Source organism: Rhizobium sp. YTUHZ045 (assembly GCF_051124255.1).
Lineage (GTDB): Bacteria > Pseudomonadota > Alphaproteobacteria > Rhizobiales > Rhizobiaceae > Rhizobium.
On the sequence record NZ_CP101432.1, the window covers coordinates 4270381 to 4284125 of the forward strand.

The 13745-nt window shown below is 63.1% G+C and carries 10 protein-coding genes and 2 pseudogenes; 3 read left to right on the plus strand and 9 right to left on the minus strand.

The features are described 5' to 3' along the window. Positions 1–10: 10 nt before the first annotated feature. The 5 genes and pseudogenes from rbfA to rimP all read right to left on the minus strand — a co-directional run bounded on the left by rbfA (position 11) and on the right by rimP (position 6328). Positions 11–415: a 30S ribosome-binding factor RbfA gene (gene rbfA / locus NMA58_RS20875; protein WP_009993666.1), complete on the minus strand. Its 405-nt coding sequence runs from the start codon at positions 413–415 to the stop codon at positions 11–13. A 150-nt stretch (positions 416–565) separates the two neighbouring features. Then, positions 566–3269, minus strand: a pseudogene (gene infB / locus NMA58_RS20880) (translation initiation factor IF-2). A gap of 102 nt (positions 3270–3371) precedes the next feature. Next, the gene (locus NMA58_RS20885; RefSeq protein ID WP_176536342.1) at positions 3372–4064 is read right to left on the minus strand and encodes an RNA-binding protein; all 693 of its coding nucleotides are present in this window, start codon (positions 4062–4064) and stop codon (positions 3372–3374) included. Continuing rightward, the gene (nusA, locus tag NMA58_RS20890; protein WP_434711789.1) at positions 4061–5662 is read right to left on the minus strand and encodes a transcription termination factor NusA; all 1602 of its coding nucleotides are present in this window, start codon (positions 5660–5662) and stop codon (positions 4061–4063) included. The genes NMA58_RS20885 and nusA overlap by 4 nt, the downstream gene beginning before the upstream one ends. A gap of 60 nt (positions 5663–5722) precedes the next feature. Further along, the gene (gene rimP, locus NMA58_RS20895; RefSeq protein ID WP_041678513.1) at positions 5723–6328 is read right to left on the minus strand and encodes a ribosome maturation factor RimP; all 606 of its coding nucleotides are present in this window, start codon (positions 6326–6328) and stop codon (positions 5723–5725) included. Positions 6329–6524: 196 nt separating this feature from the next. On the opposite strand from rimP, the gene NMA58_RS20900 reads away from it, so the two are divergent. Together NMA58_RS20900 and NMA58_RS20905 are read left to right on the plus strand one after the other, a co-directional pair. Then, positions 6525–8204 carry an MFS transporter gene (locus NMA58_RS20900; RefSeq protein WP_434711790.1) on the plus strand — a complete coding sequence of 560 codons (1680 nt, stop codon included), beginning with the start codon at positions 6525–6527 and terminating at the stop codon, positions 8202–8204. An 8-nt stretch (positions 8205–8212) separates the two neighbouring features. Further along, positions 8213–8667, plus strand: a pseudogene (locus NMA58_RS20905) (GNAT family N-acetyltransferase). A 6-nt stretch (positions 8668–8673) separates the two neighbouring features. Here the strand turns inward: NMA58_RS20905 and NMA58_RS20910 are convergent. Both NMA58_RS20910 and recR read right to left on the minus strand, forming a co-directional pair. After that, the gene (locus tag NMA58_RS20910) at positions 8674–9903 is read right to left on the minus strand and encodes a lytic murein transglycosylase (protein ID WP_434711791.1); all 1230 of its coding nucleotides are present in this window, start codon (positions 9901–9903) and stop codon (positions 8674–8676) included. Positions 9904–10130: 227 nt separating this feature from the next. Then, on the minus strand, positions 10131–10736 hold the full coding sequence (gene recR / locus NMA58_RS20915) for a recombination mediator RecR (protein ID WP_430960676.1): 606 nt from the start codon (positions 10734–10736) through the stop codon (positions 10131–10133). Between the two features lie 57 nt (positions 10737–10793). Between recR and NMA58_RS20920 the strand changes: the two genes are divergently transcribed. Beyond that, positions 10794–11405, plus strand: a complete 612-nt coding sequence (locus NMA58_RS20920; RefSeq protein ID WP_430960677.1) for an MOSC domain-containing protein — start codon at positions 10794–10796, stop codon at positions 11403–11405. Positions 11406–11495: 90 nt separating this feature from the next. Here NMA58_RS20920 and NMA58_RS20925 read toward each other — a convergent pair whose 3' ends face one another. Together NMA58_RS20925 and NMA58_RS20930 are read right to left on the minus strand one after the other, a co-directional pair. Then, entirely contained in the window at positions 11496–11819 is a 324-nt protein-coding gene (locus NMA58_RS20925; protein WP_085776519.1) for a YbaB/EbfC family nucleoid-associated protein, read from the minus strand. A gap of 22 nt (positions 11820–11841) precedes the next feature. Beyond that, positions 11842–13707, minus strand: coding sequence for a DNA polymerase III subunit gamma/tau (locus NMA58_RS20930; protein WP_434711792.1), 1866 nt, complete (start codon positions 13705–13707; stop codon positions 11842–11844). Positions 13708–13745: the final 38 nt, after the last annotated feature.

The window sequence follows — 13745 nt, forward strand, 5'->3', positions numbered from 1 at the left end:
GTCTCTTCTATTATTGTTCGTCGTTATCGCCGTCGAGGTCGCGGCTCACCTCGGGCGAACGCAAGAGCTCGTCGATCTTCTTGTAATTGTCGAAGCTGGTGTCGTCGCGGAAGCGCACCTCCGGCATGTATTTCATCTGCCGAAGCTGCGGCCCGAGCCGGCCGCGGATGAACTTCGCATGGCGGTTCAACGCCTCGATGACGATGCTGTGGTCGGAAACGCCGAGCGGCGTCACATAAGCCGTGGCGATCTTGAGATCCGGCGACATGCGCACTTCGGAGATCGAAATCACGGTCGCCTCGATGATGTCGTCACGCACTTCGCCGCGCTGCAGCACCTGGGTGATCGCGGCGCGGACCTGTTCGCCAACGCGCAGCATGCGCTGCGAAGGCGCGGAGGATGTTGGTCTGGTCATTGTTATCTCTGTTTGCCGATGCGGCTGGGAATCGAACCCGTCAAAGGAGAGCGTCCATGACTCTTTTGGCTGAAAAGGTCAAGCCGGCAGGTAGAAAAGCCACCCGCCGGAGAGCGGATGGCTTTTGTCAAGCTGCTGGAACGCAGAGGATTAGAGCGTGCGCGTGATATGTTCGACGCGGAAGCACTCGATGACGTCGCCGACGCGCATGTCTTCGTAGTTTTCGAAGGCCATGCCGCACTCCTGGCCCATCGGCACTTCGGAGACTTCGTCCTTGAAGCGCTTGAGGGTCTTGAGCTTGCCTTCGTGAACGACGACGTCGTTGCGGATAAGGCGGACGCCCGCCCCGCGCTCGACCTTGCCTTCGACGACACGGCAGCCTGCGACTTTGCCGACCTTGGTGATGTTGAACACCTCCAGGATCTCGGCATTGCCGATGAAGGTCTCGCGCCGCTCCGGCGACAGCAGGCCCGACATCGCTGCCTTCACGTCATCCACGAGGTCGTAGATGATGTTGTAGTAGCGGATCTCGATGCCCTGGCGTTCGGCGAACTGGCGCGCCTGCGCATTGGCGCGAACGTTGAAGCCGATGATGGCCGCGTTCGAGGCTTCGGCGAGCGAAATATCCGACTCCGTGATGCCGCCTGCGCCCGAATGGACGATGCGGGCACGGACCTCGTCGGTTCCGAGCTTTTCCAGCGCGCCGGCAATCGCTTCGATCGAACCCTGCACGTCGCCCTTGATGACGAGCGGGAACTCCTTGATGCCGGTGCTCTGCATCTGCGTCATCATCTGTTCCAGCGAACCGCGCTGTCCCGACTGGCGGGCGGCCGCCTTGTCGCGGGCAAGACGCTGGCGATATTCCGAGATTTCGCGGGCGCGGCTTTCGCTCTCGACCACGGCGAACTTGTCACCCGCCTGCGGCGTGCCGGAAAGGCCAAGCACTTCGACGGGCATCGCCGGCGGCGCTTCCTTCATATGCTCGCCCTTGTCGTTGACGAGCGCGCGCACACGGCCCCAGACGTCGCCTGCGACGATGATCTGGCCCGGCTTCAGCGTACCGTTCTGAACGAGAACCGTGGCAACCGAGCCGCGGCCGCGGTCGAGCTGGGCTTCGATGACGGTGCCTTCCGCGGTGCGGTTCGGATTGGCCTTGAGGTCAAGGATTTCCGCCTGCAGCAGAACGGCCTCGAGCAGCTTGTCGAGGTTCTTGCCTGTTTTGGCCGACACTTCGACGTCAAGTGTTTCGCCGCCCATCGATTCCACGAAGACTTCGTGCTGCAGAAGCTGGTTGCGCACCTTCTGCGGATCGGCTTCGTGCTTGTCGATCTTGTTGATCGCCACGATGATCGGAACACCGGCTGCCTTGGCGTGATTGATCGATTCGATCGTCTGCGGCATGACGCTGTCGTCAGCTGCCACGACGAGGATCGCGATGTCGGTCGCCTGCGCGCCGCGGGCACGCATCGCCGTGAAGGCGGCGTGGCCGGGGGTGTCGATGAAGGTGATCTTCTGGCCGTTCTGCTCCACCTGATAGGCGCCGATATGCTGCGTGATGCCGCCGGCTTCGCCGGCAACCACGTTGGCATGGCGGATGGCGTCGAGCAGCGAGGTCTTGCCGTGGTCGACGTGGCCCATGATGGTGACGACGGGCGGACGCGAAACGCGGTCGCCTTCAACGTCGGCGATGTCAAAGATGCCGAGTTCGACGTCGGATTCAGAGACACGCTTGACGGTATGGCCGAATTCGCCGGCGATGAGTTCGGCAAGGTCGGCGTCGATGACGTCGCCCGGCTTCATCATCTGGCCTTCTTTCATCAGGTACTTGATGACGTCGACGGCGCGTTCGGACATGCGCTGCGACAGTTCCTGAATGGTGATGGTCTCAGGCAGGACGACTTCGCGGGAAATCTTCTCGCGAGTCTCCTGCATCTGGCTGCGGCGGAACTTCTCCTGCCGGCGGCGCATCGCCGAAAGCGAACGGCTGCGGCCGGCGTCCTCGCCGTCCACATCGGCAGTGGTGATCGTCAGCTTGCCGCGGCGCGCGTCCTCCTCCGCTTGGGGCGCGTTCGTCAACGGCTTTGCGGGCCGGACGACGACACGACGGCACGAGCGCGCGCGCGCCCATCGCGGCGCTAGCATCGCGCGTCAGGGCGCCGACCGCGTGCGGCGCACGCGCAGGTGCGGGCGGCCACGCGGGCTGCCACAGCGCCGGCGGCGCGACGAGACGCCGCGGCGCCGCTGAACGCGCTCGGCACGCCAGGCGGCGCACAACGGCGTGCTGCGGCGCAGTCGGAGCGCGGCGCTTCGGCCGAGCGCAGCTTCTTCCGCACGCGGCGCTGCTCCTCCCTCGCGCCTTGCGGACAGCCTCTTCGGCGGCGCGGCGTTTTTCTTCTTCGGCGCGGCGGATCGCATCCTGGGCGTCACGCGCCTGGGATTCGGCGAGCGCACGGCGGCGCGCATCCATTTCCTCAGGCGACAGATGGTTCAGCACGACAGGGCGCGGGCGATCGTTCGGACGCGGCTGCTGATAGGACTGCTGCGGACGCTGGTTGGCTTGGCCGCCACCGGGCTGATGAATCCGGGGTGCCGGCGTCGACTGCTGCGGACGCGCCTGAGCAGGTGCCGGCGCCGGTTCGGCTGCGCGAACCGGGGCTGCGGGGGCCGCAGGCGTGATCGGCTTTTCGTCTTCCGGGCGCATCGGGCGCCGCTTGCGGGTCTCGACCACGACCGCCTTGGTGCGACCCCGACCCATATCCTGGCGAACGGTACCCTGGCTCATCCCCGATGGTTTCAGGGTGAGCGTCTTCTTGCCCGTTACGCTGAGTGTCTTGTCGTCGTTACTATCGGTCATTCGTTCCCGTTCCTTCGGACAGGGAGCGATGACTAGATCAGACCCTGTCGTTCAAATACTGTCGATCAATGAGAATGAAACCGGCCGATGCCGGTGACCGCCTCATTGTTTTTGCCGGCCAGCGCCGCCCGCTGCCCGGGACTGACCGCCAATACGGTACTGTTCGAGCATCTTTGCGCGCTTCACTACACCCTCACCCGCCTGCCCTGCAAGCACTGCGGCATGGATAAAAGCATTCTGGCCCATCAGGCCTTCCATTTCGCTCTCCGAGAAGAAACGGTAGGAAGGTATCTCCTCCTCGGTCTCCATTCCGAGGTGCCAGGCCTTGCGGGCCTGGTCGATTTTTCGCACTCCATCATCCGCTGCGTCAGTTGCGTGGAACACCGCAAGGGCTGCTCCACTTCTGACCGCGGCATCCACTTTCGAGGCGCCGCTGACGAACTGGCCGGCTTTGCGCGCCATGTTCATCATCTGCATCAATTGCGCTGCCAGCAGCCGGTCGACGCTTGCGCCGAGATCGTCCGCCGCTTTCACTTCCGCTTTGAGCGCCCGGGCGAACAGCTTTTTCGCCACCGCCCTGTCGACCAGCGACCGGTCGGCCTTCACCCAGCAGCCGCGTCCCGGAAGCTCGCGCTTCAGGTCGGCGACGACGGTTCCGTCGGGAGCCGCGACGAAGCGGATCAGCTCTTCCGGCGATCCGCTTTCGCGCGTCACGATGCACATGCGTCCGTTCACGTCATACCCTGCAAGATCGTCGTCCTCGGGAAGAACGTTCGGCTCATGCGCGGTCATCATGCTTCCTGTTCGGCTTCGGTGACCTCTTCTTCGGTCCCCTTCGCCAGGTCCTCTTCGGTGATCCAGCCAGCCGCGAGGCGGGCCTGGACGATCATTTGCTCGGCCTCGACACGCGAGACGTCGAACTTCGAGAACAGGCCTTCGAACTTCTTCGTTTCGCCGTTCTTGCGTTCGCTCCAGCCGACGAGATCATCGGCCGCACAACCGGCGAAATCCTCGATCGTCTTGATGCCGTCCTCGCCGAGCGCCACCATCATCTGGGCGGTCATGCCGTCGATCTGGCGCAGCTCGTCCTCAACGCCGAGCGCCTTGCGCTTCTCGTCCATCTCGGCTTCGAGACGCTCGAGGAATTCGCGGGCGCGCTGCTGGATTTCCTGCGCGGTCTCTTCGTCGAAACCGTCGATCGAGGAAATCTCGTCGAGATCGACATAGGCCAGTTCTTCGACGGCGGCGAAGCCTTCGGACGCCAGAACCTGGCCGACCATTTCGTCAACGTCGAGCGAATCCATGAACAGGTTGGTGCGCTCGTTGAATTCCCTCTGACGGCGTTCCGATTCCTCGGCCTCCGTCATGATGTCGATATCCCAGCCGGTCAGCTGCGAAGCAAGGCGGACGTTCTGGCCGCGGCGGCCGATCGCAAGCGACAGCTGCTCGTCGGGAACGACGACTTCGATGCGCTCGGCGTCCTCGTCGAGAACGACCTTGGCCACTTCCGCCGGCTGCAGGGCGTTGACCACGAAGGTCGCCGGGTCCTGGCTCCAGGGGATGATGTCGATTTTCTCACCCTGGAGTTCGCCGACGACGGCCTGGACGCGCGAGCCGCGCATACCGACGCAGGCGCCAACCGGATCGATCGAACTGTCGTTCGAAATCACCGCGATCTTGGCGCGCGAGCCCGGATCACGGGCGACCGACTTCACCTGGATGATGCCGTCGTAGATCTCAGGCACTTCCATGGTGAAGAGCTTCACCATGAACTGCGGATGCGTGCGCGACAGGAAAATCTGCGGACCACGCTGCTCCCGACGTACATCATATACGTATGCACGCACGCGATCGCCATAGCGCACGTTCTCGCGCGGGATCATTTCGTCGCGGCGGATGATGCCTTCACCACGGCCGAGATCGACGATGACGTTGCCGTATTCGACGCGCTTGACGGTGCCGTTGACGATTTCGCCGACGCGATCCTTGAATTCGTCGAACTGGCGGTCGCGCTCGGCTTCACGCACCTTCTGCACGATCACCTGCTTGGCGGATTGTGCTGCGATGCGGCCGAAATCCATCGGCGGCAGCGGATCGGCGATGAAATCGCCGAGGGCTGCGTCCGGATTGCGGTCGCGGGCAAGCTCCAGCGGGATCTGCGTCGAATAATCCTCGGCCTTGTCGACCACTTCGAGCAGGCGCTGCAGACGGATTTCACCGGTCTTCGGATTGATGTCGGCCCGGATGTTGGATTCGGTGCCGTAACGGGAGCGCGCCGCCTTCTGGATGGCATCGGCCATTGCGGCAAGCACGATCTCCCGGTCGATGACTTTTTCGCGCGCCACTGCATCTGCGATCTGCAGAAGTTCGAGCCGGTTCGCACTGACTGCCATTGTCTTGTTTCTCCGTCTTTACTCCAGGATTCCCGTCCCTGGGAGCGGTCTGTTGATCGGTTATTCCTGGTCGTCTGCTTCGTTCTGGTTGGCGGCCTGCGCTTTCGCCAGCTTGTCGGCGCGCAACGCATCGCGGATCAGATCGTCGGTCAGAATGAGCTTCGCATCGCTAAGCGCCGTGAAGGGAATGATGACCTTCTGCTCTTCCCCGTAGGCGACCTGGTCACGCTCGAGCGTGAATCCATCGGCGTCTGCTTCGACGATCTTGCCGCGGAAGCGTTTGCGGTTGCCGATCATGATCGACGTTTCGCACTTTACAAGGTGGCCTTGCCAGCGGACGAAATCGGATTTCCGCACCATCGGACGGTCGATGCCGGGCGAAGACACCTCAAGATGATACTCTTTATCGATCGGATCTTCCACATCGAGGACGGGAGAAATCGCCATCGAGACTTCTTCGCAGTCCTGAACTGTCATCGTGCCGTCATTGCGCTCGGCCATCACCTGCATCGTCGCGCCGTTCTGGTTCAGCATGCGCACGCGGATGAGCCGGAAACCCATGCCGACGAGAACGGGTTCGATGATATCGGCAAGACGCTGGTCGAGCCCGGTTTCGGTAATCAGCCGCGGCTCAAGTTCGTTGTCTGCGTTTGTCATGTCCGACAAGCGGCGCTCCTCGCAATTTCAAGCTGTTCGGGCGATCGAGCTAATAAAAAAGAGCGGGTCCTTGCGGCCCACTCTTCATCAAGCGATCAAGAATTTGAGAGCCATATAGTCGGGTTTTTCCGAAATTGCAAGGTCTGCGACCTATTCCGCCAAATCGCTTCCGGCAAGGCGAACGAGCCTATGGCCAGCGAAGGTCTTGCGCATATATTGCCGGTGGGTCTCAAAAACAAAAGCGGGAGAAATCGTGGCCTACACCTCAGCGACATTGGCGCCCTTGCGGCACGATACCTATCGGGCCATCTGGTTTGCCAGCCTTTCCTCGAATTTCGGCGGCCTGATCCAGGCGGTGGGTGCTGCCTGGATGATGACGACCATCACCGCTTCGGAGGATATGGTCGCGTTGGTTCAGACCTCGACGGCGCTGCCGATCATGCTGTTTTCCCTGGTATCGGGCGCGCTCGCCGATAATTACGACCGACGCCGGGTCATGCTGACGGCGCAGTGCATGATGCTCGTGGTGTCGGCGCTGCTGACCGCATCAGCCCTTCTCGGCTGGATAACGCCCTGGCTGCTGCTCTTCTTCACCTTCCTGATTGGCTGCGGCACGGCGCTCAACAATCCCTCCTGGCAGGCCTCGGTCGGCGACATGGTGCCGCGCGCCGATCTGCCGGGCGCCGTCACGCTGAACAGCATGGGCTTTAATATCACCCGCAGCGTCGGCCCGGCGATCGGCGGCGCCATCGTGGCGGCGGCGGGTGCTGCTGCTGCGTTCGCGGTCAACACCCTGAGTTACCTCCCATTGATCTACGCTTTGCTGCGCTGGCGGCCGAGCACACCGGTCTCGACTCTGCCGCGTGAGGCGCTCGGCAGCGCGATCTTTGCCGGCTTGCGCTACGTCTCGATGTCGCCCAATCTCGAAAAGGTTCTGGTCAGGGGCCTTATATTCGGTGTCGGCGCCAGCTCCATCCTGGCGCTGCTGCCAGTCGTCGCGCTCGATCTCGTTGCCGGCGGTCCGCTGACCTATGGCTTCATGCTCGGCGCCTTCGGTATCGGCGCGATCGGCGGTGCGGTGCTGAGTGCAAGAATTCGCCAGGCGCTGTCCAGCGAGACGATCATCCGCCTCGCCTTTGCCGGCTTTGCATTGAGCGCCGTCATCGCCGCCATCAGCCCGAGCGCCGTCCTCACATCAGCCGGGCTGCTCATTTCGGGCGCCTGTTGGGTCTCCGCACTTTCGCTCTTCAACACCATCGTCCAACTGTCGACGCCGCGCTGGGTGGTCGGGCGCGCGCTGTCGCTCTATCAGACCGTCACCTTCGGCGGCATTGCCGGCGGCAGTTGGCTCTGGGGTGTCGCGGCGGACCGCTATGGCGTCGCCGATGCGCTGCTGATGGCGTCGGTCGTCCTGCTGCTCGGCATTGCGATCGGGCTGCGGTTTTCGATGCCGGCCTTCGCCTCGCTCAATCTCGATCCGCTGAACCGCTTCACCGCGCCGGCCTTAGGCCTCGACATCACCCCGCGCAGCGGCCCGATCGTCATTCAGGTCGATTACGAGATCGCCGACGACGATCTGGCGGAATTCATGGCGCTGATGGGCGAGCGCCGACGCATCCGCATCCGCGACGGCGCCCGGCATTGGGCGCTGATGCGCGATCTCGAAAATCCTGGCCTCTGGACGGAAAGCTACCATACGCCGACCTGGGTCGAGTACATCAGACACAACCAGCGGCGCACCCAAGCCGATGCCGAAAACATCGACCGGCTGCGCGCGCTTCATCGCGGCGAAGGCCCGCCCCATGTCCACCGCATGATCGAGCGCCAGGCCATCCCGCCAGGCGATGATGTCTTCCACAAGGCGCCGATCGATCTGCATCATTGAGAGCAGCCATGTACAGTTTCAGGCTCGCCCGCCTATCCGATCTCGCCACTATCGTCCGGCTTCTCGCCGATGACGATCTCGGCGCCGCCAGGGAAATCGTCTCCGATCCGGTCGATGCGCGTTATCTCTCGGCCTTCGCGGCGATCGAGGCGGACGCCAACCAGTTGCTGGCCGTGGCGACCGACGCCTCCGACCAGGTCGTCGGCTGCCTGCAGCTGAGCCTTCTTCCCGGCTCTCCCGAACCGGTATGTGGCGCGGGCAGATCGAAAGCGTGCGTATCGCAAGAGAGTGTCGCGGAGCGGGGCTCGGCGCGCAATTCATCGAATGGGCGGTCGCCCAATGCGTCGAGCGCGGCTGCGGCCTCGTGCAGCTGACATCGGACAAGACACGGAAAGAGTCCATCCGCTTCTACGAGAAGCTCGGTTTCGTCGTCAGCCATGAAGGGCTGAAACGCAACCTGTGAATCCGGCTACTTCAGCTTGCCCTTCATGCCGGCTTCGGGAAAGCATGTCGGTTTCATGCCGTTCTTTGCCTGCCACTGGCCGATCGAGCGCCGCGTCTTGTAGCCCGGCAGTCCGTCGGTGCCGCCGACGTCATAACCCTGCCGCTCCAGCGCCTTCTGCATGGCGGCCACATCCGAACGCAGCATCTTGCCGACATCGCCCCATTGGCCCTCGAAGGCGCCGCCGTTCGAGGCGATCCGGTCGGCGAGATTGCCGATATAAAGCGCGTAGAGGTCGGAGTTGTTATACTCCTTGATGATATAGAAATTCTGCGTGACAATGAATTCCGGGCCGTCGCGGCCGGCCGGCACCAGCATCATCCCTTGCGCCTTCATCTCACCTGAGGGAAAGGCCTTGCCGGAGATGCGCTCGATGCCGAGCGAGGCCCAGTGCGAAAGCGGTTTTGCCAGATCAGGCCCCTCCTGCGCGCAGGAGACCGCTTCGGGTATCGACACCTCGAAACCCCAGTCCCGATCGCGCTGCCAGCCCTTCTTGACCAGATAGTTGGCGATCGAGGCGAGCGTATCCGGCACCGAGGTCCAGATGTTGCGATGGCCGTCGCCATCGAAATCCACGGCATATTTCAGATAACTCGTCGGCATGAATTGCGGCTGCCCCAGTGCGCCGGCCCAAGACCCTTTGAAATCGGAAGGCGCGACGTCGCCGCCGTCGAGAATATGCAGCGCCGCCACCAGTTCGGTCCGGAACATCTCCTTGCGCGTCGACATGAAGGCCTTGGTCGCCAGCACTTCGATTGCCGATTCCGGGATCTTCGCTGCCCCGAAGCCGGTCTCGCGGCCCCAGATGGCAAGCACGATCGAGCCCGGCACGCCATAAGTCTTTTCGATCCGTTTCAGCGTCGAGCCATACTGCGCCGCAAAGCCGCGCCCTGTCGCTGCGAGCTTCTTCAGCCGGTCTTCGTTGAAATAGGGACCGGGCGAGGAAAATTCCGCCTGCGTCTGCTTCTGCTCCTTCGGCGGCGGGAAACCGGGCGGGGCGAGATCCGGCAGGTTCCAGTTCAGCGAGATGCCCGAGAAGGCGGCCCTGAAGGTCTTCTCGGAAACACCGCCCGCCTTCGCCTCGGGCCAGAGGTCGCTCTGCACCCATTTTTGGAATTGTGCCTCGACATCGGCTTTGGAAGGGGCTGCGTGGGAGGTGAGGGGGAGGAGGGTCGTCATTATCGTGAATGCGAACATCCGCAGCCGTCGTAGAACACCCCCCTCTGTCCTGCCGGACATCTCCCCCACAGGGGGGGAGATCGGATAGGAGCGTCTTCTCGCCCTAATCGACGGCCACAAATGGCCGAAGCCGCTGGGCACATGACCGAGATTTCGGGAGGCCTGCGCCTCTTGCCGATCTCCCCCCTTGTGGGGGAGATGCCCGGCAGGGCAGAGGGGGGTATGGTGCGGCATATATAAACCCCTCATATCACCGTCCGTGCCCGCAGCGCGGCCGCGAGCGTGCCCTCATCGAGATAGTCGAGCTCGCCGCCCACAGGCACGCCATGCGCCAATCGCGTAATCTTCACGTCGAGCCCCTGCAACTGGTCGGTAATGTAATGCGCCGTCGTCTGCCCCTCGACGGTCGCATTGACCGCGATGATCAGCTCGCGGATGCCGCCTTCGCCGATCCGGTCGATCAGTCCGCGGATATTGAGATCGTCGGGCCCGATCCCGTCGAGCGGCGACAGCGTGCCGCCAAGCACGTGATAGGCGGCGTTGATCGCGCCGGCCCGCTCCAGCGCCCAGAGGTCCGAAACGTCCTCGACGACGATGATGACGGATTGATCGCGCTGCGTATCGGTGCAGACGGTGCAAGGGTCTGTTGTATCGACATTGCCGCAGCGCGAGCAGATCTTCACCTTGTCATAGGCTTCGCCCATCGCGTTCGACAGTGGCCCGAGCAACTGGTCCTTCTTCTTGATCAGATGCAGTGCTGCCCGGCGCGCCGAGCGCGGCCCGAGGCCCGGCACCTTCGCCAGAAGCTGGATGAGTTTTTCGATTTCGGGGCCGGTGACTCGTTTTGCCATGCGCCGTTCTTAACTGATATGCAACGAAAACGGAATCGCGGAAGGATCGGCCGTCCCATGAAAATCCTGGCGCTGTGCATCGGCAATGCGGAAAAGCTGGCCGGCAAGAGCTACAAGACCGGTATTTTCAAACATGCCGTCAACGGCGCCGTGATGATCGATGCCGAAGGGCTGGTCGGCGATGCCATCTGCAACCGCAAGCATCATGGCGGTGTCGATCAGGCGGTTTATGTCGAGGGATCGCTGACGCTCGACTGGTGGAGCAGGGAGCTTGGCCGGCCGCATGAACCCGGCACCTTTGGCGAAAACATGGTAATCTCAGGCCTCGACAACCGCGACGTCGCCGTCGGCGACCGCTTCATAGCAGGCGATCTTATTCTTGAGGCCACCGCCTGCCGCATTCCCTGCGCCACCTTTGCGGCCAGGATGGCCGATCCGAAATTCGTCAAGCGCTATACGGTGGCCGCCCGCCCCGGCATTTACTGCCGCGTCGTCAGAGGCGGCGTGGTCGAGGCCGGAGTGACGGTCGAGTATCATCCCTTTTCCGGAGAGAGGGTGACGATGCCGGAGCTTATGAAAACATTCGGCCAACGGCTTTCGGAGGCGGACCGGTCGCGATATCTCGCTGCTCCCATTCACTATAAGCTACGGGCGACGCTAGAAGCGTAGCGTTAAGAACGGCGTTCTGTGGGGATCGTCGGCCCGATAGCAGCATCGGCTATCGGAACTGCAGTCAAAAGGAAGACCAATTGCCTGCTATCAAAACGGCAGCTTGAAGCCGGGCGGGATCGGCAGGCCGGCCGTGAGCGCCTTGGTCTTTTCGGCGGCGAGCGACTCGGCCTTGTCCTTGGCGTCCTTGTGAGCGGCAACGATCAGGTCCTCGAGGATCTCGACGTCGTCTTCCTTGAACAGCGAGGGGTCGATCTTCAGGCTTTTCAGTTCGCCCTTGCCTGAAATGACGACGGTGACGAGTCCGCCGCCCGCCTTGCCTTCGGCCGTCAGCTCGGCGATCTCCGCCTGCATCTGCTCCATCTTGGCCTGCATTTCCTTGACTTTGCCCATCATGCCCATGATGTCGCGCATCGTCTCGCTCCTTGTTGAAACGTCAAAATTCTATGTCGTCGCCGGGCAGGATGTCGCCTTCCTCGGATTCGGCGGCAGCCGGCGGCTTCAACTCGCCTTCCTCCTCCGGTTCAGGCGCCCGCACGCGCACGTCGATGATCTTGGCGCCGGGGAAATGCGCCAGGATCGCCGCGACATCGGGATCCTGACGCGCATCGCTGACGCGCTGTTCCTGCGCCCTGGCTTCCGCCTCCACCATCGTCGGCGCGCCTTCCTCGCGGCTGGTGCTGACGATCCAGTGGATTCCAGTCCATTCCTTGAGCTTGACGGCGAGCTCATTGAGCAGCGTATTCGGCGCGCCTTCGGTGAGGTTCACATCAAGCCGGCCGGGCTCAAGACGCACTGGCCGCACGAAGTTGCGCACCAGTGCCTTCAGCTTGACGTCGCGCTTCTCGGTCGCAAGGTCGACGATATCGCCGATGGAATTGACACGCACCAGCGGCTTCGGAGCCTCTGCGGCCTTGGCCTCGGTGCGGCCGATATTCTGCGGCTCCGGATTGGGCACGGCGCGCAGCATCGCGGTCGGCCCCGAGGGCTGCGGCCGTGGTGTCGGCTCAGGCGCGCGCGCGGCAACGCTGCTCTGATAGGGAACCCGCGTCCCGTTGCCGCCGCCACTGCCGGAGGGTGAGGAGGGGCGCTGGCCGGCGTTGTCGCCGGAAAACTCCGCAAGCCGCCGCGCCGCATCCTCGGGCGCCGGCAGATGCGCCGCATGCGCGAGCCGGATCAGCACCATCTCGGCGGCGCCCGCCGTGCGCGACGAGCCTTCCGTTTCGGGAATGCCCTTCAGCAGCATCTGCCAGATGCGCGACAGCGTCGTCACCGCGACACCCCCAGCGAATTCTGCCGCCTTGGTGCGCTCGATCTCGCTCAGAGAAGGGTCGTTTGCCGCATCCGGCACATATTTCAGCCGCGTTACCAAATGGGTGAAATCGGCCAGATCGGTGAGCACGACCACCGGATTGGCGCCGGCCTCATACTGGCTCTGGAACTCGCCGAGTGCACCGGCCACATCGCCTTTGACGATATGCTGAAAGAGATCGACGATCCGGGCGCGGTCGGCAAGGCCGAGCATGCCGCGCACGGCTTCCGCCTGCACGGCGCCCGCGCCGTGGGCGATCGCCTGGTCGAGCAGCGACAGGCCATCGCGGGCAGAACCTTCGGCAGCCCGCGCGATCATCGCCAGCGCGTCGCCTTCCGCCTCGATGCCCTCCTTGGCCGCTATTGTCGTGAACAGCCCGACGAGATCCGACGCGCTGATACGACGCAGGTCGAAGCGCTGGCAGCGCGACAGCACGGTGATCGGCACCTTGCGGATTTCGGTGGTGGCGAAGATGAACTTCACATGCTCCGGCGGCTCTTCGAGCGTCTTCAACAGACCGTTGAAGGCCTGGGTCGACAGCATGTGCACTTCGTCGATGATATAGACCTTGTAGCGCGCCGAAACCGGCCGGTATCGCACCTGCTCTATGATCTCTCTTATATCGTCGATGCCGGTATGCGAGGCGGCATCCATTTCGATGACGTCGACATGCCGGCCTTCCATGATCGCCTGGCAATGTTCGCCGGGCACGCGCAGGTCGATCGTCGGCTTGTCGATTTCTGCCGTCTTGTAATTCAGCGCGCGCGCCAGGATGCGCGCCGTCGTCGTCTTGCCGACGCCGCGCACGCCGGTCAGCATATAGGCCTGGGCAATGCGGCCGGTCTCGAAGGCGTTGGTGAGCGTGCGGACCATCGGCTCCTGGCCGACCATCAGGTCCGTGAAATCCTTGGGGCGGTATTTGCGAGCCAGCACCCGGTATCCGGTGCCCGTCGAGGCGGCATCTTTTGATTGTCGCTCGGTATCGCTCATCGCCCTGCTTGTCGCCCGAATTGTCGAGCATTTCGTGG

Excerpts from the sequence above, each read along its gene's own strand:
- NMA58_RS20930 (WP_434711792.1), bottom strand. The coding sequence starts at position 13,707 with ATGAGCGATACCGAGCGACAATCAAAAGATGCCGCCTCGACGGGCACC.
- nusA (WP_434711789.1), bottom strand. The coding sequence starts at position 5,662 with ATGGCAGTCAGTGCGAACCGGCTCGAACTTCTGCAGATCGCAGATGCA.
- NMA58_RS20920 (WP_430960677.1), top strand. The coding sequence starts at position 10,794 with ATGAAAATCCTGGCGCTGTGCATCGGCAATGCGGAAAAGCTGGCCGGC.
- rbfA (WP_009993666.1), bottom strand. The coding sequence starts at position 415 with ATGACCAGACCAACATCCTCCGCGCCTTCGCAGCGCATGCTGCGCGTT.
- NMA58_RS20910 (WP_434711791.1), bottom strand. The coding sequence starts at position 9,903 with ATGTTCGCATTCACGATAATGACGACCCTCCTCCCCCTCACCTCCCAC.
- NMA58_RS20925 (WP_085776519.1), bottom strand. The coding sequence starts at position 11,819 with ATGCGCGACATCATGGGCATGATGGGCAAAGTCAAGGAAATGCAGGCC.
- NMA58_RS20885 (WP_176536342.1), bottom strand. The coding sequence starts at position 4,064 with ATGATGACCGCGCATGAGCCGAACGTTCTTCCCGAGGACGACGATCTT.
- recR (WP_430960676.1), bottom strand. The coding sequence starts at position 10,736 with ATGGCAAAACGAGTCACCGGCCCCGAAATCGAAAAACTCATCCAGCTT.